This is a genomic window from Pseudomonas sp. St29, assembly GCF_001547915.1.
Taxonomy (GTDB): domain Bacteria; phylum Pseudomonadota; class Gammaproteobacteria; order Pseudomonadales; family Pseudomonadaceae; genus Aquipseudomonas.
In genome coordinates this window covers 1,651,989-1,668,863 of sequence record NZ_AP014628.1, presented here as the reverse complement: position 1 = coordinate 1,668,863, position 16,875 = coordinate 1,651,989, and the positions used below count along the sequence as shown (strand labels likewise).

Here is a 16,875-nt window from a genome sequence, read left to right as displayed (position 1 = left end):
GCCACTTCAGTCTTGTATCCGCGCACTTCCACTCAGCGTCTCCCCGCTGTCTGTTGCCACTTGGTAATGAATCACCGCCCGATCCGGGGTGATCGCCTGTACGTCGGGCAGGTCGATCCGCGTGGTGCCCAAGGGCGCCACGGTGATCCCCTGCCGGGTGATGGCTGGAGCGCCGCTGCCCAGGGTCAATTGGGCCAACGACACGTAATAGGGTGTCGGGTTGCTGACCAGCAGCGCGGCCTGGTTCCTGGCCTTGGCCGCGGCGCTGAAGCGCCAGCGCAGTTGTGCTACGGCCTGGTCCGCCGTGCCCGCCAGGCCCTCGGGGCGATACAGCAGCTTCATGCGCATGCGGTAGGCCAGGCGCAGGACGTTCTCGCTCGTCGGCAGCCGGGACGGCACTTCGAGAAAGTTGACCCAGAACACCGACTCGCGGTCGCCGGGCAGCGGCTCACCGCTGTAGCGCAGCACCAGGGCCGCCCGCTGCATGGGCTCAAGCCGGGAAATCGGCGGCGACAGTACGAACGGCACCGCCAGTTCGCTGGGGTTGGCCTGGGCATCGCCCTTGTCCAACCAGGCCTGCAACAGGATCGGCGCCTGACCGACGTTGCCGACTCGGATGGTCAGCGCCGACTGCCCGGCGGGATAGATGAATCGCGAACCGACAATCGACAGATCCGCCTGGGCCCCGGCACTGAAAGCAAGCAGCAGCCCCGCCAGTCGCCTGAGTCCCCGGCAGGCAAGGCTGCATCGGCATGGGTTACGCATCGGCAGCGCTCCCCGACAGCACGGAATCGGCATCACCAGGCGGCACCGCGCGGCAGGGCAGCTGCAGCAATTCGTAGCCGCTGGCGGACGCCGGATCGCGGGGGGGCAATCGATAGTCGATCAGGCATTGCTGGCCGGGCTCGTGGCCCCACTCCACCCGCAAGGTCCCCTGGTCCTGCTCGGAGCGCAGCACCAGCCGGCTGCCCTGCCCCACCGCCCCCAGCTCGACGCCGCTGGACACCTCGACCGCCAGGGCAGCGAACGGCAGTTGCTGGCCATTGGGCTGACGGCTGTCGATCAGAAAAGCCCGGGCTCTGCGGGTCGGGTAGTTGAGCCGCACCACGGCGCCCGCCAGCGGCGCAACATTGCGCGAACTGACCTGCAGTTCGACATCGTCGGCGATACCGTTGGGGTCGATGTCCACGGTGTTCAGTTGATAGGGGCTCAGGCTCGGCACCACGGCATAGCCGCGCTCATCCACCCGCGTCCCGGCGTAGCCGACCCGGGCCCCCTTGGCGTGGGGGGCGTACACCAGGCCCGAGGTTTCACTCAGGGTCTGGGAGAACGTCAGGCCGCCCTGGTGCAGGACCATGCCCCCGGAAGCCCCGAGGGATTGCTGGCGGTAATCGCTGCCCTGGGAAAAGCTCGAACTCAGGGAAACCTCGGGCAGGAAGTAGTTGAAGCTGGCGTTGGTCGAGGTTTCGCGCTGGCGTTGATCATGGGAGGCGGACACCGCATAGGTGGCATTACCGTCCTGGTCCAGCGCCCCGGAAATCCCGCTGGTGTAATGCGCGCCGGAGTTCCGGTCGTGACTGGCATAGGCGTTGACCGTCGTTCCCCGACGTCCCGCGCGCCCCAGGGGAATCGACAGGCTGAAGCTGAAATAGGTGTTGTCCGCGCCGGCACCGCGCCCAGGACCATTGCTGGTGGCGCGCATGCGCTGGGCCATGAACGAGTAACTGTTGCCTCGCCACTGATTGCCGTAGCCCAGGGAGAAGTTCAGGGCCTGGCCCTGGCGGTTCCAGTACTTGAGGCTGGAGCCGGTGACATAGAGCTGGCCGCCGCCCTTGCCCAGTTGCTGGTTGATGTTCACGTCCAGACGGTCCCGCACCCGGGAAAACGATTCGACCTGCGCGCCACGCTCGACATAGTCCTGCACGGCAATGGCGTCGTGCAGGCCCAGAAAACCGCTGGTGGAATAGCGATACGCCAACAAGGAAAACTGGGTGCCGCTGACCGGCAGGTTCTTGCTGTAGGAAAGGCGCAGGCTCGAGCCCTGCAGGCTGCCGTTGCCGGGCAGTTCGGTGCGGGCCTGGGTCAGGTCCAGGGCAAAGGCGCCCACGGAGGTGTTCAGCGCGCTGCCGATCAGGGCCGACATGTAACTGCCCGTCAGCGCGGTGCCGACATAGCCGGTCAACTGGTTGTCCAGACCGCGGTGCAAGGTGCCCTGGGCCACGTACTGCTCGGAGCCTCCCAGCCCCGGGTCCGTCACCTGGCCGAGGGTCAGGCTGTAGCGGGAAGTGCCCGGGCGCAGCAGTTGCACGGTGGTGGCAAAGGGCACGGTGAAGCGGCTGACCTGGCCATTGGCCTCGGTCACCGTCACCTCCAGATCGCCACCGAAGCTCGCGGCCTGCAGGTCGGAGATTTCGAAAGGCCCCGGCGCGACCGAGGTTTCGTAGATCAGGTAACCACGCTGGTACACCGAAACCTTGGCGTTGCTGTTGGCCGTGCCCCGGACTTGCGGCGCGTAGTAACGCTGGGTATCGGGCAGCATGCGCGAATCGCTGGCCAGCTGAACGCCGCGAAACGACACCGAATCGAACAGATCGGCATCCGTGACGCTTTCCCCCACCAGCAACTGCGAGTGCCAGTCCGGCAGCTCGGTCTGGGCGTAGATGTAGCCTCGCTGATAGCGGCCGCCCAGCTCAGGTGACCAGGTCGCGGTGCCGCTGTGACGCAAGCGCAGCGCCCCGACATTGAGCCCCAGGTTGAGTCCGGCGTAACCGTGGGTCTGGCTCTGCCCGCGACTCTGGGAGCTGAACAGGTTGCTGTTGTAGTTGAGTACCGCGGCGCTGATCCCGGGATCCCAACTGGCGGGGTCGACATAGGTCTTCGACAGGTTCGCCTGCAGGAAGTACTGCGGCACCGAAAGCTCGATCTTCTGCTCGGCGATATTGATCCGGCTGCTGGCCCCGGGGATGTAACTGTCCAGCTCGCCGCAGAACGCTGCCGCGCCCTGGAGCGGGTGGGTGGCTGCGGTTCCCAGGGCGGTGTCGGCTTTTTTCAGGTCGATGCCCAGCGTCTGCAACAGGCTCCGGTCGAAACACGGCTGGCTGCCCTGGGGCTCGTCACTGGCCCGGAACTCGATTTCCTGCAGCGCCCGCCACTGGCCGCTCACCCACAGGTCGAGCAGGTACTTGCCCGGCGCGATGTAGCCCGGATGTTCAAAGCGTGAGGTGTCGATGGGGGTCTGGGTTCCTTGAAACAGCATCTGGCTGTCGAACAGCACCCGCTGGCCCTGTTCAGGGTCGTGGTTCTCCTCGTTCGCCGTCAGGCCTGTGGAATTGCCCAGCAAGGTCGCGCCCAGACACAGAGCCCATACAAACGGAACAGAGCCCCGGCCGCACACAACCCCGGGGCGCGCGGATACACCGCGCCCTTGGCACTGAACACTGAACATAACGACATCCCAACGCGCCCAAGCATGGGCGACCTGATAAACCAGCGAAGTTGAATCAAGAAACCGACTAGAGCAGCGGGCGCTCAAGCAGCCGGCGGCCGCCGAAATCGTTGATCACTTCATAGTGAATGGAGGCCTTGCCCGGCTCCTGCGCAGCCGCTACCGGCCAGGCAAACGACTCATCGGCGAACGGCGCGACCATGCCGGGCTTGAGCGGGAACTGTCGCCCGCCCTGTACAACTTCCAGACGTCCGAAAGACACGTAGTAAGGCGTTGGATTGGAGACTTTCACCACAGCTACCGGCGCACTTTGGGCAGTGCTATTCAAGCGAGCCGCAGGGTTGAACTCCCACTTGAGTTTTTCTCCTGCCGTATCGACATTTCCTGCCAGATCGCGAGGACGAAAGAAGATCTTGATCCGTGTCCTAAAGGCAAACTGCAGTACGTTTTCTTCGTTTTCCTTACGCGGTGGAGTTTCCAGTACATTCAACCAGAACAATGTCTCGCGATCGGTTGCCAAGGGTTCCTTCGAATAAGAAAGACGCAGTACGGCAGCCCCGCCCGACTCCAGGCGACTGACCGCCGGTGCCAAGAGGAAAGGCACTTTTATTTCTTCGGGAGACTTATCGGCCTCGCCTTTATCAATCCAGCTTTGCGCCAAAAGAGGGACAGGCCCGGTATTAGTTATTTTCAAGGTAACTTCCCGGGCATCGGATGGATAAACCAAGCGGGTGCCTTGAAGAACTATCCCGGCCTGTGCAGTTACCGAGAACAGCCCCAGGAACATGACACCGAGAACGAGAGAATGAACAAAACGCGCTGTCGGCGCCATGACCTGCCCCTTAAAGACTAAAGGCTGTTACTGGTAAGCCAGGGTGTAGCGGATAAAGGAGATACCCGAACCGGCTCCGACCGAAGCAGCCGTGGACACATAAGCGGCCTTGTACTTGAGGGTGGCGGTATTACCGGAAACCTTTGCCACCTGTGGCGAGGTTTCGGCCTGGCCAAGGACGATTTTCTGCGGCTGGGCGGCGTTGTCGTTATAGATCTGGATCTGCACGCCGGTGGCCGGAGCGCTGCCGATCAGCTTGAGGTTGCCTGTTGCAGGATCGATGTTATTGACCTGGTCGAACTCGATGGACACCTTGGAGTCGTTCTTGCAGTTGGTGCCCGAGAGTTTCAGTTCAAAAGGTTTCAGGTCGGAAGTGGTGCCGATAGTTGCAAAGTGCGTAGGCAGAAAAGTACCCAGTTCAACGTTAGTTACGTTGTTTTCACCCGGGGCCTTGCCGTTGATCTCGCAGGTCACGTCTGTGATGCTGCCGCTGAAGTTCACAATACCATCGGTTGCCTGGGCGAACGTCGGGATCAATGCGGCCAACATCAACCCGGAAGTTGCCATTGAGACGAGGGACTTGCGTTTCATCTGATTTCCTTTTCCAATTAACTCAAAGGATGACGGGCAAGAACCTTCCTTATCTGAAAGTCGACAAAGTGCTTGTCACCACAGTAGAAAGAACACTCGCCCTACCCTGTTGAAAGTGTATGAGCGCTGCTGACTTCCAGTTTTAAAATCCCCCTATAGTTCGAAAGGCGGACCAGGCATGTCAGCAGCGACTACAATAACCAAGCACTGATTTTTTTAGATCAAGACCACACCGATTCGAATTACCGGAATACTCCCAGACAACACAGGGAAATTTCCCACAACAAGAACATCGGCCACGAGTTAGACCGTTATCAAGTCAATCAATAGCTGTTAATGCATAGGAACTGCCGGCGTTATTCATCGACCGCCACTTGAAAACAGTTGGCCAAGTACCGATGAACCTCGGCACTTGAATGTGCAGCGGCCACGTCAGGTTGTGGGGACAGGCAACGGATGAACAACACGGCTAAAGGCAGGGGTCATGGCCACCGGCGCCGAGCACCGGTGGCGCCCTGGAACAGGACGTGTCCGACGCGTTGGCAAAAAACGCAGGCAACAAAAAAGCCCCGGAAATCGATGATTTCCGGGGCTTTCATTTGTATGGCGGAGAGATAGGGATTCGAACCCTAGGTACCGGTGAAGGTACAACGGATTTCGAATCCGTCCCATTCGGCCACTCTGGCATCTCTCCAACGGCGCGCATCATAACAGCACATTTGCTCGAAGCGAAGCCCCTTGAGCGAATTTTTTCCGTGCTATCAGATGCTTGCGTCGATTACAGCGGTACGCCGAGGCGCTGGGCCACTTCTTCGTAGGCTTCGATGACATCACCGAGGCCCTGGCGGAAGCGATCCTTGTCCATTTTCTTCTTGGTGTCCTTGTCCCACAGACGGCAACCGTCCGGGCTGAACTCGTCGCCCAGGACGATGGAACCGTCGCTGAACACGCCGAACTCCAGCTTGAAGTCCACCAGCAGCAGGCCGGCGTCATCGAACAGCTTGCTCAGCACTTCGTTGACCTTGAGCGACAGCTCTTTCATCCGCGCCAGTTGCTCGGCGGTGCCCCAGCCGAAGGCCACCACGTGGGATTCGTTGATGAACGGATCGCCCTTGGCGTCGTCCTTGAGGAACAGTTCGAAGGTGTAGGGGTTGAGTTTCATGCCCTCTTCCACACCCAGGCGCTTGACCAGGCTGCCGGCCGCGTAGTTGCGCACCACGCACTCCACCGGAATCATGTCGAGCTTCTTCACCAGGCACTCGTTGTCGCCCAGCAGCTTGTCGAACTGGGTCGGAATGCCGGCGGCTTCGAGTTTTTGCATGATGAAGGCGTTGAACTTGTTGTTCACCATCCCCTTGCGGTCCAGCTGCTCGATGCGCTTGCCGTCGAACGCCGAGGTGTCGTTGCGAAACAGCAGGATCAAGCGGTCGGCGTCATCGGTCTTGTAAACCGACTTGGCTTTGCCGCGGTAGAGTTCTTCACGTTTTTCCATGATGGGCTCCGCTTGCTACGTAGGTGGGCTAGGCGATGTGACGCCAGTCGAGCCCTGAATCTTGATCGGCCAGTTGCAGCCAGTCCGGGTCGCACCCGAGGGTGTCGACAAAACATTGCCGGGCCAGCTGCGGCAGGTTGTTCTTGCTGCTCAGATGGGCGAGGACCAGATGCTGCAAGTCCTGCCATCCCAATTCGGCCACCAGGCTTGCGGCCTGATGGTTGTTCAAATGTCCCTGGTCGCCACCCACCCGCTGCTTGAGAAAGTACGGGTAATAACCGCGCGCCAGCAGGTCACGGCAGTGATTGGCCTCGATCATCAAGGCATCCAGGCCACGGTAGCCTTCCAGTACGCCGGCGCAGTAGGACCCCAGGTCGGTCAGCAGACCGAAACGCCGCTGGCCGTCACTGAAGACAAACTGGGTAGGCTCCAGGGCGTCGTGGGCGACGGCAATCACGTCAATGCGCAAGGTGCCGATCTGCAGTGGCTCGCCACCACGGACAAAACCCGCCGCCTCGACCGGCTTGCGCATCCCGCGCAGGGTTCCCTGACTGAGGTAGACCGGTAGATTGTAGCGCCGAGACAGCAAACCCACGCCATGCACGTGGTCGGCATGTTCGTGGGTCACCAGGATGGCGCTCAACTGCGAGGGATGGACTCCCAGGCGCAGCAGGCGCCGCTCGGTTTCCCGCAGGGAGAAACCACAATCCACCAGAATGTAAGTGTCAGCACTGGCGATCAGCGTGCCATTCCCTTGGCTACCACTGCCGAGAACGGCAAAACGCATCTGATCAGCCCAGGTTGTCCTGAATCACGCCCAACACTTTGCGCGCCACATCAGCCGGCGCCACGGTATTGATGTTCTTCTCGACGGTGACCTGGACGTTGTCGCCGACCTTGCTCAGGCGAACCTGATAACGCTCGGCGCGGGCTTCGATCTCTTCCTTGGCCGGTTTGCTGCCGAACAACTTGCCGAAGAAGCCCGGCTCGTCGTTTTTCTTCTCGGCTTTTTCCGCCAGGTTGATGTAGTACAGGCCCAGGCTGCGGTTGATGTCCTCAACCCGCCATTCACCCTGCTCCAGGGCACGGCCTACGCTGGACCAGGCGCGATCGAGGTCGGCGCCCAGGTTCAGCACCGGGTTGCCGCTGCCGTCTTCGCTGAGGCTGACCCGGCTTGGGGTATCGAAATCACGAGCCGCCAACAGGGACACCGAACCGCCTTTCTCGGCGGTACGGCTCATGCTGGCCAGCATGTCGTCCACCAGCGCCGCGTCCAGGCCGGTGTTGAGTGAACGGTTGGTGAACTCCACGTCGGCCGTGCTGCCGGCAGGACGCTCGGCGCTGACCACGTAGACTTCACTGGTATTGCGCTGCACGCCCGGCTCGATGCGCACCCGCACGCGGGTTTCGCTGTCGGCGGCAACGCCGGCGCTGCTCAGGCGCTTGGCCACGGCCGCGGAAAGCTCGTCGGAACGCTGCCAGCTGGTGGTGAATTCGCCGGTTTGCGGGCGCTGCTGATCCAGGCGGAAGCCGTTGTCCTGGAAGAACTGCACCGCCACTGGCCAGACTTCGGCCGGTGGATGCTGGGCCATGACCCAACGGGAATCACCGCTCTTCTGCAGGGTGTAGTCGCTGGCGTCGGCAATCGCCGACAGCGGCTGCGGACGAGGCACCTGGTACTCGCCCTTGACGTTGTCGTCCGCGACGTTGCGCGGGATCGGCAGCAATGGGTCAAGACGCTTGGAGGTCTGGACATCCGGCGGCAATTGCATCGGTGCGGTTTGTTGCGCTTGCAGGTAATCGCTACCCCGGTCACGGAAGTAGCCTTCCGGGCCCCAGATCCAACCGCAGCCACTGGTGCTGGAGATAATCAAGGCAAGTGCGGAAAGTCCGGCCATTCGCTTCATGCGTTGTACTTCCTCAATTAAACCAAGACGCCGGACTGGCGCATGGCCTGCCGCAGCGGTTCGTGACAGGCGGCACTGAGCCAGGTGAGCGGCAGACGGATACCGTCCGGCATCATGCCCATTTCGTGCAGGGCCCATTTCACGGGAATAGGGTTGGATTCGATGAACAGTGTCTTGTTCAGCGGCATCAGGGTTTCGTGGATCTCGCGGGCCTTGGCGGCGTCGCCGGCCATGGCCGCGGCGCACATCTGGCTCATGGCCCGGGGTGCGACGTTGGCGGTCACCGAGATATTACCCTTGCCGCCCAGCAGGATCAGTTCAACGGCAGTGGCGTCATCGCCGGAGTACACCAGGAAATCGCTGGGCACGCCGGCCAGGATCGCCTTGGCCCGCTGCAGGTCGCCGGTGGCTTCCTTGATGCCGATGATGTTCTTCACGCTGGACAAGCGGATCACGGTCTCGGCCTGCATGTCGCATGCGGTACGGCCTGGAACGTTGTAGAGGATCTGCGGAATGTCCACGGCCTCGGCAATGGCGCGGAAATGCTGGTACAGGCCTTCCTGGGTCGGCTTGTTGTAGTACGGAGTCACCAGCAGGCAGGCGTCGGCGCCGGCGATCTTCGCGTTGGTGGTCAGTTCGATCGCTTCACGCGTCGAGTTGGCGCCGGTACCGGCAATCACCGGAATGCGCCCTGCAACCTGGGCCACCACCCGACGAATCACTTCGATGTGCTCGTTGACATCCAGAGTGGCCGATTCACCTGTGGTGCCGACCGCCACGATGGCGTTGGTGCCCTCTTGCAGGTGGAAGTCCACCAGTTTGCTCAGGCTGTCCCAGTCGAGATTTCCCTGTGCATCCATGGGTGTGACCAGTGCCACCATACTGCCCGCAATCATGCAACCGCTCCTGCCGGAAAAAGAGAGCGGTAATGGTACTGGCGCCAAGTTCCTTGCACAAGCGAAGTCCCGCGCCGTGAGCATTCCCCTGAGCGATGGTTTTCGCTACCCTTCAGGCTTTGATCGCTACCGATAAGCGTGTAAACCGGGTTATCGCCTGCCTGTCGCTTCTCCAAAGCCCCATTCCTGCCTTGCCAGCCCCTGTTCCGGATGTTTCGGGACCTGTCGCCGGCTGGTGCTCCGGGGCCCTGAGAAGTCGCTGGCGACGCTTGCCCGGCACTGGCTTGTCAAAAGTATCGACCGCTCATCGCTTTAGGAATGCTGCATGTCCACCCCCACAGTTCGCGAACAATTCCTTGTCATCAGTGCCCTCGGCGCCAACCCCATGGAGCTGACCAACGTCCTGTGCCGCGCCAGCCATGAAAACCGCTGCGCCGTCGTGACCTCGCGCCTGACCCGGCATGGCGAGTGCAGCGCCCTGGTGCTGGAGATTTCCGGCAGCTGGGACGCCCTGGCGCGCCTGGAGAGCAGCCTGCCGTTCCTGGCCAAGAAGCACGCCTTCACCGTCAATGTGGTGCGCAGCGCAGCTCTGGAAAGCCGCCCTCAGGCTCTGCCTTATGTGGCTTATGTCAGCGCGGCGTACCGCTCGGACATCGTCAATGAGCTGTGCCAATTCTTCATCGACCACCATGTCGAGCTGGAAAACCTCACCTGCGATACCTACCAGGCTCCGCAGACCGGGGGCACCATGCTCAACGCCACCTTCACCGTGACCCTGCCCGCCGGCACCCAGATCAGCTGGTTGCGCGATCAGTTCCTGGATTTTGCCGATGCCATGAACCTCGATGCGCTGATCGAACCCTGGCGCCCACAGAACCCCATGTAAGGAAGCTCCCATGGCCGTTGCTATCGACCAACCCGTCGCCGATTTCCAGGCCCCTGCCACCAGCGGCCAGACCGTCAGCCTATCTGGCCTCAAGGGCAAGCAAGTGGTGATCTACTTCTATCCCAAGGACAGCACCCCGGGCTGCACCACCGAGGGCCAGGGCTTTCGCGATCAATACGCCGCCTTCCAGGCTGCCAATACCGAAATCTTCGGCATTTCCCGCGACAGCCTGAAGTCCCACGAGAACTTCAAGTGCAAGCAGGAATTCCCCTTCGAACTGATCAGCGACAAGGACGAGGCCGTTTGCCAGCTGTTCGACGTGATCAAGTTGAAGAAGCTCTACGGCAAGGAATACCTGGGCGTGGACCGCAGCACCTTCCTGATCGACAAGGACGGTGTTCTGCGCCAGGAATGGCGCGGGGTGAAGGTTCCAGGCCACGTCGACGCCGTACTGGCCGCGGCCCAGGCCCTGAACAAGGCCTGAAATGACTGGGGCGGCTGAATCAGCCGCCCCGCGTATCTAGAGTAAAGGCGCCACCACCGGGTCCTTTCTAGGCCAGGCATCCAGCACTGCCTTGAACAAGGTGGCCAGGGGAATCGCAAAGAAAATCCCCCAGAACCCCCACAGCCCGCCAAACAGCAGCACCGCACAGATGATCGCCACCGGGTGCAGGTTCACCGCACCGGAGAACAGCAGCGGCACCAGCACGTTGCCATCCAGGGTCTGGATGATCCCGTAGACCGCCATCAGGTAGATGAACTGGTCGCTCCAGCCCCATTGGAACAGCGCAATCAGCGCCACCGGCACCGTCACCACCACAGCGCCGACATAGGGCACCACCACCGAAATGCCGACCAGTAGCGCCAGCAACGCCGCGTAGTTGAGGCCCAGGGCGACGAAGGCGATGTAGGTGACGCCACCGCAGATGACAATCTCGATGACCTTGCCGCGGATGTAATTGGCGATCTGCCGGTTCATTTCGTGGGCGACCCGGGTAATCAGGGTCCGCTCCCGCGGCAGATAGCCGATGACCCAGCGGCTGATCATCGCCCGATCCTTGAGGAAGAAAAACACCAGGATCGGCACCAGCACCAGGTAGATCATGATGTTCACCAGCAACGGCAGGCTGGACAGGGAGAAGGTCAACGCCCATTGCCCGAACTTGCCGATCTCGCCCCTGGCCACCTCGATGGCCTGCAGCACCTGCTCGTCCGACACCAGGTGCGGGTACCGTTCGGGCAACAGCAGCAACAGCGATTGCCACTTGGCGAGCATCCCGGGCAACTCGTTGAACAAGGTGACGAACTGGTGCCAGAGCAACGGCACCACCACCAGGATGAAGACCAGCAACAAGCCCATGAACAAGGCAAATACCAGTCCCACCGCCGCGCCGCCCGGCAGGCGCAGGCGCTCCAGGCTCACCACCAGCCCCTGCATCAGGTACGCCAGGACCATGCCCGCCAACACCGGCGCCAGCATGCCGCCCAGGGTCAGCACCGCCGTAAAGGCCAGGAACAGCAGGACGGCGAGCACCACCGCCTCTTCATCCGAGAAGTAGCGCTGTATCCAGTCGCGTAGCACTTTGAACATCAATGATCCTTAGGTGAAATCGATGAGCGGCCGTCAGGCCTTTTTCAGCCAGTAACGATAGACCCCGGCATCGTCCTCTTCGTGCAGCAGGGTATGACCGGCCAGACGGGCAAAGGTGCGAAAGTCGCGCTGGGACCCGGCATCGGTGGCAATGACCTTGAGCACCGCGCCACTGGCCAGGCGATTGAGTTCCATCTTGGCCTTGAGCAGCGGCAGCGGACAATTGAGCCCGCTGGCGTCCAGCTCGGCATCATGGGCGACAACATCGGTCATTGAACTTACTCCGATCATGAATTCAGGCGCCTAGAATACCCTGCAAGCTCAAGCCCCCGGCAATAAACAAGCCTTGCCCCAAACACACACCGCTGTGACAAAGGGCTTATGGGGTAGACGCTGGAATTTGCCAGAAAGCACCTTGGATCCGCAGAGTTTTCACCGCCTTTGTCTGGTCCCCGGACCAGCGGCCAGCTACAGTAGAGCCTTTGTCGAATAAGGCTTTGTGCATGAATTTATTGCGCCCTACCCTGCTGACGCTCGCTTGCCTGCTCGCCTCACCGGGCTTCGCCGACGACCTGCCGTCACTCGGTGATGCCAGTTCAGCCATTGTCTCGCCACAACAGGAACACCAGCTGGGCCGCGCCTGGCTGGCGCTGCTGCGCAGCCAGGTCTCGCAGCTCAACGACCCGCAGCTCAAGGACTACGTCGAAACCAGCGTCTACAAACTGGTGGAAACCAGCCAGGTCAATGACCGGCGCCTGGAGTTCATCCTGATCAACAGCCCGCAGCTCAACGCCTTTGCCGCTCCCGGCGGGATTGTCGGAGTCAACGGCGGCCTGTTCCTCAACGCCCAGACCGAAGGCGAATATGCCTCGGTACTGGCTCACGAACTGGCGCACCTTTCCCAACGGCACTTCGCCCGCGGCGTCGAGGCCCAGCAACGCATGCAGGTGCCGATGATGGCCGCGCTGCTGGCGGGGATCGTGATCGCCGCCGCCGGTGCCGGGGATGCCGGGATCGCCACCATCGCCGGCACCCAGGCGGCGGCGATCCAGGAACAGCGGCGCTTCTCCCGACAGAATGAGCAGGAAGCCGACCGTATCGGCATCCTCAATCTGGAGAAGGCCGGCTACGATCCGCGTTCGATGCCCACCATGTTCGAGCGCCTGATGCGCCAGTACCGCTTCGATGCCAAGCCGCCGGAATTCCTTCTGACCCACCCGGTTACCGAATCGCGGATCGCCGACACCCGCAACCGCGCGGAACAGGCCAAGCAGGGCGGCACCGAAGACAGCCTGCGCTATCAACTGATTCGGGCCCGGGTACAACTCAACTATGAGGAGTCCCCGGGCCTGGCTGCCAAGCGTTTTCGCGCCCAGCTCGACGAGAACCCGAAGAACGACATCGCGCGCTATGGCCTGGCGATCGCCCAGATCAAGGGCAGCCAATGGAACGAGGCGCGGGAAAACCTCAAGCCGTTGCTGGCCAAGTCACCCAATGACATCACCTACAACCTGGCCCAGATCGAGCTGGACATGGCCAACAGCCGCCTGCCGGATGCGCAAAGCCGGGTCGAGCGAATGCTCAACCTCTACCCCGGCAACTATCCGCTGAACCAGGTCCGCGTTGACCTTCTACTCAAGCAGAACCGCCCGGCGGACTCGGAAAAAGCCCTGGAAGGCCTGCTGAAAAGTCGCCCGGATGACCCGGACGTCTGGTACCTGGTGGCGGAAACCCGCGGCCTGTCCGGCAACATCATCGGCCTACACCAGGCCCGGGCCGAGTACTTCGCTCTGGTCGGCGACTATCGCCAGGCCATCCAGCAACTGGACTTCGCCAAGCGCCGGGCCGGCAGCAACTTCCCACTGTCGTCGAGAATCGATGCGCGTCAGCGCGAGATGATGGATCAGGAGCAGATGGTCAAGGACATGATGCGCTGACCTGGAGCGTGACCATAAAAAAGCCCGCCTCATACGAGGCGGGCTTTTTATTGGGCAACCCTGAAGGCTGGCGGGTTATTCGGCCAGCTTGAAGGTAATGAAGCTGGCGCGCCCCTGACGCAGAACACGCATGGACACCGAACGATTCTTCGGCAGCGCCTTGGCGATTTCAGTGAACTCCTTCGCGGTGGTGATCGCCTGGTTGTTCAGGTGAGTGATCACGTCGCCCGGTTGCAGGCCGATCAGGGCGGCAGGACCATCCTGAACTTCCTTGATGACAACGCCCCCCTTGAGGTCGAAGGCTTTCTTCTGCTCATCGTTGAGTTCGACCACGGCCACGCCGAGACGGTTGCTGCTGCGCTCGACTCCGGACTTGGGCAGCATGCTCAGGTCCTTGTCTTCCTCGGGAATAGCACCGACGGTCAGCTCGACGTTCTTGCGCTTGCCCTCGCGGATCACTTCCAGATTGGCCTTGGCCCCGGCCTTCAGCGCGCCCACCAAGTGCGGCAGGTCCGCCGACATGACGATGGGCTGGCCATTGAGGCTGAGAATCACATCGCCCACTTGCAAGCCGCCCTTGGCTGCCGGGCCGCCGTCCTGAACCTGCGCAACCAGTGCACCGGCAGGTTTTTCCAGGCCGAAGGATTCAGCCAGGTCTTTGTTGACCTCCTGAATCACCACGCCCAGCCAACCACGACTGACCTTGCCACCGGTTTTCAGCTGATTGGAAACATCCATTGCCACGTCGATCGGGATCGCGAAAGACACGCCCATGAAGCCACCGGAACGGGTGTAGATCTGCGAGTTGATCCCCACCACTTCACCGGCCAGGTTGAACAGCGGGCCACCGGAGTTGCCCGGGTTGATCGGCACGTCGGTCTGGATGAACGGCACATAGTTTTCGTTCGGCAAGCTGCGACCGATGGCGCTGACGATGCCCTGGGTCACGGTGTGGTCGAAGCCGAACGGCGAACCGATGGCCACGACCCATTGCCCGGCCTTGAGGTCCTGGGATTTGCCCAGTTTCAGCACGGGCAGGTCCTTGCCATCGATCTTCAGCAGCGCCACGTCAGAACGCGGGTCGGTGCCGATCAGCTTGGCTTTCAATTCGCTGCGGTCGGCCAGGCGTACAAGGATCTCGTCCGCATCGGCAATCACGTGGTTGTTGGTGAGGATGTAGCCATCCGGGGAGATGATGAAGCCCGAACCCAGGGATTGCGCCTCACGCTGGCGATCGCCGCGCGGGGAGCGCTGCTGGGGCATGCCGCGCTCGAAGAACTCCCGCAGCATTGGCGGCAAGCCTTCCAGGTCGGGCATCTGCGCCGAGTTGGAAACCCGACGATCAGGCAGTTTCTGCGTGGTACTGATGTTCACCACTGCGGGCGAGGCCTGCTCGACCAGTTGGGTGAAATCAGGCAACTCGGCGGCCTGGGCAGACACGGCCTGCCCCAGCACCAGTACGGTGGCAAGAATGGTGAAGTAGGACTTCAAGCGTGGTATCGACATACGGCTCCCGTTACGACGAGCGTGGTTAAGCGATATGGAGCAGCAAATGCCGAAAAGACAGGGGCGGCACTTTTGCTCCAGGAACGACAAATAAGGTCAGAACCGAGGGGGTTCTGACCTATAAAAAAACTTTGTGGATTTTGCAAATGAAATTGCTCACCAGACATTTCATCTTCTCAATTGTGGGTGAGCCATGACTGACCTCTTACACAACCAATAAAGGTTCATTGCTGGGTGGCGGCATCGAAGCGCATGGACAGAGCAATACGTTCGGCGGTGCCAATGGGAATCTCCCCGACCACCGTGACCATCATTTCGCCTTCGGGGGTGGTCAGGCGCCGTGATACGGCAACCGTCGGCCCCAGCTGAGAACGAGTATCGGTGACCGCTTCGCCATTGAGCGGCTCGAGGAACACGGAAAAACGCGCAAAACCATCGTCATATAGCAGGCTGTTGACCACGGACTTGGTTTGCGGATCCTTGCGGGCGCTGCTGCTGGTCAACTCGAAACCCGGAGGCAACCAGTCGGAGTGCCAGGCCCGAGTGCTCTTGATCGCCGAGGCCTTGTCGCTGTCCAGAGCCACCGGCTTGCAGTCCGGGCCGGCGCGCAGCTCGTTGTCATCCGGGACATCTGCGGTGTCCAGACGGGTGAACTGAAAGCGCTCGAGCAGTTGCCCCTTGTCGTTCAACAACAGGGACTTGAGCGGCAAGCCGGTTTCCTGATCCAGGTGCAATTCGAAGCCGTAACGGTGCTGGTCTCGCGGGGTAACCGCAATGATCACCGCCTGGCGCCCGGCCACGCGCGACTTGCCGATAACGGCTAGCTCATACCAATTCTTGAGTTTTTGCGGATCCAGGGCACGCGCCGCAGAGTCCGGGGCATCCCCCAACCCTGCCACCAACGTACCGCTGACGCATTGGGTACGACCATCGACACGCACAACCTCTTGAGCGGATCCGTCAAGCTGGATCAACCGCTCACGGACGTTTCCATCCTGGACACGATGCCAGATGTTATGGGTAGAAAAACTACCATTGCGCTCGTAAACGAAGGTGCCCTGAAAGCTTTGCTGGCGTTCCGCTTGCCCAAGACGCTGCAACCAGTCCTGGGCTTCGTCGGCGTGGGCTGGAACCACAAACCAGCCACTGAGCAGAAGCGAGAGTAGAGGTATGGCGCGCATGATCCTCCTTAGCGGTTTTCCAGGCTCGCCGCACGGGCATAAGGCAGTGCGCTTTCAGTGCCTTTGAGTGCAGCTTGCTGAGCATGCTGACGCAGGTAACTTGGCAGGCGTTGGTCGTGCCAGCCGGGCTGACCTTGCAATACGCCATTGGCCATGGGACCGGTGGCTTCCGAGCTCTCATTGTAGCCGGCCAATACAGCAGGGCCTTTGACTTGTGGAGCAGCCAGGGTTGGCTGACCCGCTTGCTGAGCGAGCTCAACACCAGCAATCTCGTCATGGTTGTACAGACGTACGCCAGCAAGTACCGCTACGGTCACAGACGCAGCCACTGCCAGACGACCCAGGCTGCGCCAAGGTCCACGAGACGCTTTGGCCGGTACAGCTTCATCGGCCAGGGCTGCAGAAACGGCAGCGGCAATGTCCAGACGCGGAAGCAGCAACTCCTTGTGCATGGCCGCCCGGGCGATTTGATAACGAGCCCAGGTCTCACGGGTTTCCACTTCGTCGACGGCATTCAATACCCGACGCAATTCCAGTTCGTCCGCTTCGTTATCCATCACCGCGGACAGCGATTCCTGCAGGGCTTCACGACTCATGGCGGTTCCTCTCTT

16 protein-coding genes and 1 tRNA gene are annotated in these 16,875 nt (G+C 61.3%); 3 read left to right on the top strand and 14 right to left on the bottom strand.

What is annotated here, in order from left to right:
* Nucleotides 1-6: 6 nt before the first annotated feature.
* The 9 genes from PST29_RS07565 to dapA all read right to left on the bottom strand — a co-directional run bounded on the left by PST29_RS07565 (nucleotide 7) and on the right by dapA (nucleotide 9,163).
* Nucleotides 7-765 (bottom strand): fimbrial biogenesis chaperone, encoded by a 759-nt coding sequence (locus PST29_RS07565; protein WP_060842739.1) that lies wholly within the window; start codon nucleotides 763-765, stop codon nucleotides 7-9.
* A complete protein-coding gene (locus PST29_RS07560; RefSeq protein WP_232513253.1) occupies nucleotides 758-3,256 on the bottom strand; it encodes a fimbria/pilus outer membrane usher protein in 2,499 nt (832 codons plus the stop codon). The genes PST29_RS07565 and PST29_RS07560 overlap by 8 nt, the downstream gene beginning before the upstream one ends.
* 256 nt (nucleotides 3,257-3,512) lie before the next feature.
* Complete coding sequence (locus PST29_RS07555) at nucleotides 3,513-4,277, bottom strand: fimbrial biogenesis chaperone (RefSeq protein WP_060842738.1); 765 nt, start codon at nucleotides 4,275-4,277, stop codon at nucleotides 3,513-3,515.
* A 27-nt stretch (nucleotides 4,278-4,304) separates the two neighbouring features.
* On the bottom strand, nucleotides 4,305-4,868 hold the full coding sequence (locus PST29_RS07550) for a fimbrial protein (protein ID WP_060838002.1): 564 nt from the start codon (nucleotides 4,866-4,868) through the stop codon (nucleotides 4,305-4,307).
* A gap of 604 nt (nucleotides 4,869-5,472) precedes the next feature.
* Nucleotides 5,473-5,562, bottom strand: a tRNA-Ser gene (locus PST29_RS07545).
* Nucleotides 5,563-5,646: 84 nt separating this feature from the next.
* Nucleotides 5,647-6,360, bottom strand: coding sequence for a phosphoribosylaminoimidazolesuccinocarboxamide synthase (gene purC, locus PST29_RS07540; protein ID WP_060838001.1), 714 nt, complete (start codon nucleotides 6,358-6,360; stop codon nucleotides 5,647-5,649).
* Nucleotides 6,361-6,388: 28 nt separating this feature from the next.
* The gene (locus PST29_RS07535; RefSeq protein ID WP_060838000.1) at nucleotides 6,389-7,147 is read right to left on the bottom strand and encodes an MBL fold metallo-hydrolase; all 759 of its coding nucleotides are present in this window, start codon (nucleotides 7,145-7,147) and stop codon (nucleotides 6,389-6,391) included.
* Nucleotides 7,148-7,151: 4 nt separating this feature from the next.
* Nucleotides 7,152-8,267 carry an outer membrane protein assembly factor BamC gene (gene bamC / locus PST29_RS07530; RefSeq protein WP_047302471.1) on the bottom strand — a complete coding sequence of 372 codons (1,116 nt, stop codon included), beginning with the start codon at nucleotides 8,265-8,267 and terminating at the stop codon, nucleotides 7,152-7,154.
* Nucleotides 8,268-8,284: 17 nt separating this feature from the next.
* Nucleotides 8,285-9,163, bottom strand: coding sequence for a 4-hydroxy-tetrahydrodipicolinate synthase (gene dapA, locus PST29_RS07525; RefSeq protein WP_060837999.1), 879 nt, complete (start codon nucleotides 9,161-9,163; stop codon nucleotides 8,285-8,287).
* A 325-nt stretch (nucleotides 9,164-9,488) separates the two neighbouring features.
* Between dapA and PST29_RS07520 the strand changes: the two genes are divergently transcribed.
* Together PST29_RS07520 and PST29_RS07515 are read left to right on the top strand one after the other, a co-directional pair.
* On the top strand, nucleotides 9,489-10,049 hold the full coding sequence (locus PST29_RS07520; protein ID WP_016963909.1) for a glycine cleavage system protein R: 561 nt from the start codon (nucleotides 9,489-9,491) through the stop codon (nucleotides 10,047-10,049).
* Between the two features lie 10 nt (nucleotides 10,050-10,059).
* Nucleotides 10,060-10,533, top strand: a complete 474-nt coding sequence (locus PST29_RS07515) for a peroxiredoxin (RefSeq protein ID WP_060837998.1) — start codon at nucleotides 10,060-10,062, stop codon at nucleotides 10,531-10,533.
* Between the two features lie 36 nt (nucleotides 10,534-10,569).
* Here the strand turns inward: PST29_RS07515 and PST29_RS07510 are convergent, their stop codons facing one another.
* The gene (locus PST29_RS07510) at nucleotides 10,570-11,640 is read right to left on the bottom strand and encodes an AI-2E family transporter (protein WP_060837997.1); all 1,071 of its coding nucleotides are present in this window, start codon (nucleotides 11,638-11,640) and stop codon (nucleotides 10,570-10,572) included.
* Nucleotides 11,641-11,673: 33 nt separating this feature from the next.
* Nucleotides 11,674-11,913, bottom strand: coding sequence for a sulfurtransferase TusA family protein (locus tag PST29_RS07505; protein WP_060837996.1), 240 nt, complete (start codon nucleotides 11,911-11,913; stop codon nucleotides 11,674-11,676).
* Nucleotides 11,914-12,143: 230 nt separating this feature from the next.
* Here PST29_RS07505 and PST29_RS07500 point away from each other — a divergent pair, with 230 nt between their 5' ends.
* The gene (locus tag PST29_RS07500) at nucleotides 12,144-13,577 is read left to right on the top strand and encodes a M48 family metalloprotease (protein WP_060842737.1); all 1,434 of its coding nucleotides are present in this window, start codon (nucleotides 12,144-12,146) and stop codon (nucleotides 13,575-13,577) included.
* 75 nt (nucleotides 13,578-13,652) lie between these two features.
* Here PST29_RS07500 and PST29_RS07495 read toward each other — a convergent pair whose 3' ends face one another.
* The 3 genes from PST29_RS07495 to PST29_RS07485 all read right to left on the bottom strand — a co-directional run bounded on the left by PST29_RS07495 (nucleotide 13,653) and on the right by PST29_RS07485 (nucleotide 16,860).
* The gene (locus PST29_RS07495; RefSeq protein ID WP_060837995.1) at nucleotides 13,653-15,083 is read right to left on the bottom strand and encodes a DegQ family serine endoprotease; all 1,431 of its coding nucleotides are present in this window, start codon (nucleotides 15,081-15,083) and stop codon (nucleotides 13,653-13,655) included.
* A gap of 224 nt (nucleotides 15,084-15,307) precedes the next feature.
* A complete protein-coding gene (locus PST29_RS07490; protein WP_060842736.1) occupies nucleotides 15,308-16,264 on the bottom strand; it encodes a MucB/RseB C-terminal domain-containing protein in 957 nt (318 codons plus the stop codon).
* Between the two features lie 8 nt (nucleotides 16,265-16,272).
* On the bottom strand, nucleotides 16,273-16,860 hold the full coding sequence (locus PST29_RS07485; RefSeq protein WP_016963902.1) for a sigma-E factor negative regulatory protein: 588 nt from the start codon (nucleotides 16,858-16,860) through the stop codon (nucleotides 16,273-16,275).
* Nucleotides 16,861-16,875 lie beyond the last annotated feature (15 nt).

Coding starts and splice junctions, on each gene's coding strand:
- PST29_RS07555 (WP_060842738.1), bottom strand. CDS start 4,277: ATGGCGCCGACAGCGCGTTTTGTTCATTCTCTCGTTCTCGGTGTCATG.
- bamC (WP_047302471.1), bottom strand. CDS start 8,267: ATGAAGCGAATGGCCGGACTTTCCGCACTTGCCTTGATTATCTCCAGC.
- PST29_RS07565 (WP_060842739.1), bottom strand. CDS start 765: ATGCGTAACCCATGCCGATGCAGCCTTGCCTGCCGGGGACTCAGGCGA.
- PST29_RS07490 (WP_060842736.1), bottom strand. CDS start 16,264: ATGCGCGCCATACCTCTACTCTCGCTTCTGCTCAGTGGCTGGTTTGTG.
- dapA (WP_060837999.1), bottom strand. CDS start 9,163: ATGATTGCGGGCAGTATGGTGGCACTGGTCACACCCATGGATGCACAG.
- PST29_RS07510 (WP_060837997.1), bottom strand. CDS start 11,640: ATGTTCAAAGTGCTACGCGACTGGATACAGCGCTACTTCTCGGATGAA.
- PST29_RS07500 (WP_060842737.1), top strand. CDS start 12,144: ATGAATTTATTGCGCCCTACCCTGCTGACGCTCGCTTGCCTGCTCGCC.
- PST29_RS07520 (WP_016963909.1), top strand. CDS start 9,489: ATGTCCACCCCCACAGTTCGCGAACAATTCCTTGTCATCAGTGCCCTC.
- PST29_RS07485 (WP_016963902.1), bottom strand. CDS start 16,860: ATGAGTCGTGAAGCCCTGCAGGAATCGCTGTCCGCGGTGATGGATAAC.
- PST29_RS07550 (WP_060838002.1), bottom strand. CDS start 4,868: ATGAAACGCAAGTCCCTCGTCTCAATGGCAACTTCCGGGTTGATGTTG.
- PST29_RS07505 (WP_060837996.1), bottom strand. CDS start 11,913: ATGACCGATGTTGTCGCCCATGATGCCGAGCTGGACGCCAGCGGGCTC.
- purC (WP_060838001.1), bottom strand. CDS start 6,360: ATGGAAAAACGTGAAGAACTCTACCGCGGCAAAGCCAAGTCGGTTTAC.
- PST29_RS07560 (WP_232513253.1), bottom strand. CDS start 3,256: ATGCTGTTTCAAGGAACCCAGACCCCCATCGACACCTCACGCTTTGAA.
- PST29_RS07495 (WP_060837995.1), bottom strand. CDS start 15,083: ATGTCGATACCACGCTTGAAGTCCTACTTCACCATTCTTGCCACCGTA.
- PST29_RS07535 (WP_060838000.1), bottom strand. CDS start 7,147: ATGCGTTTTGCCGTTCTCGGCAGTGGTAGCCAAGGGAATGGCACGCTG.
- PST29_RS07515 (WP_060837998.1), top strand. CDS start 10,060: ATGGCCGTTGCTATCGACCAACCCGTCGCCGATTTCCAGGCCCCTGCC.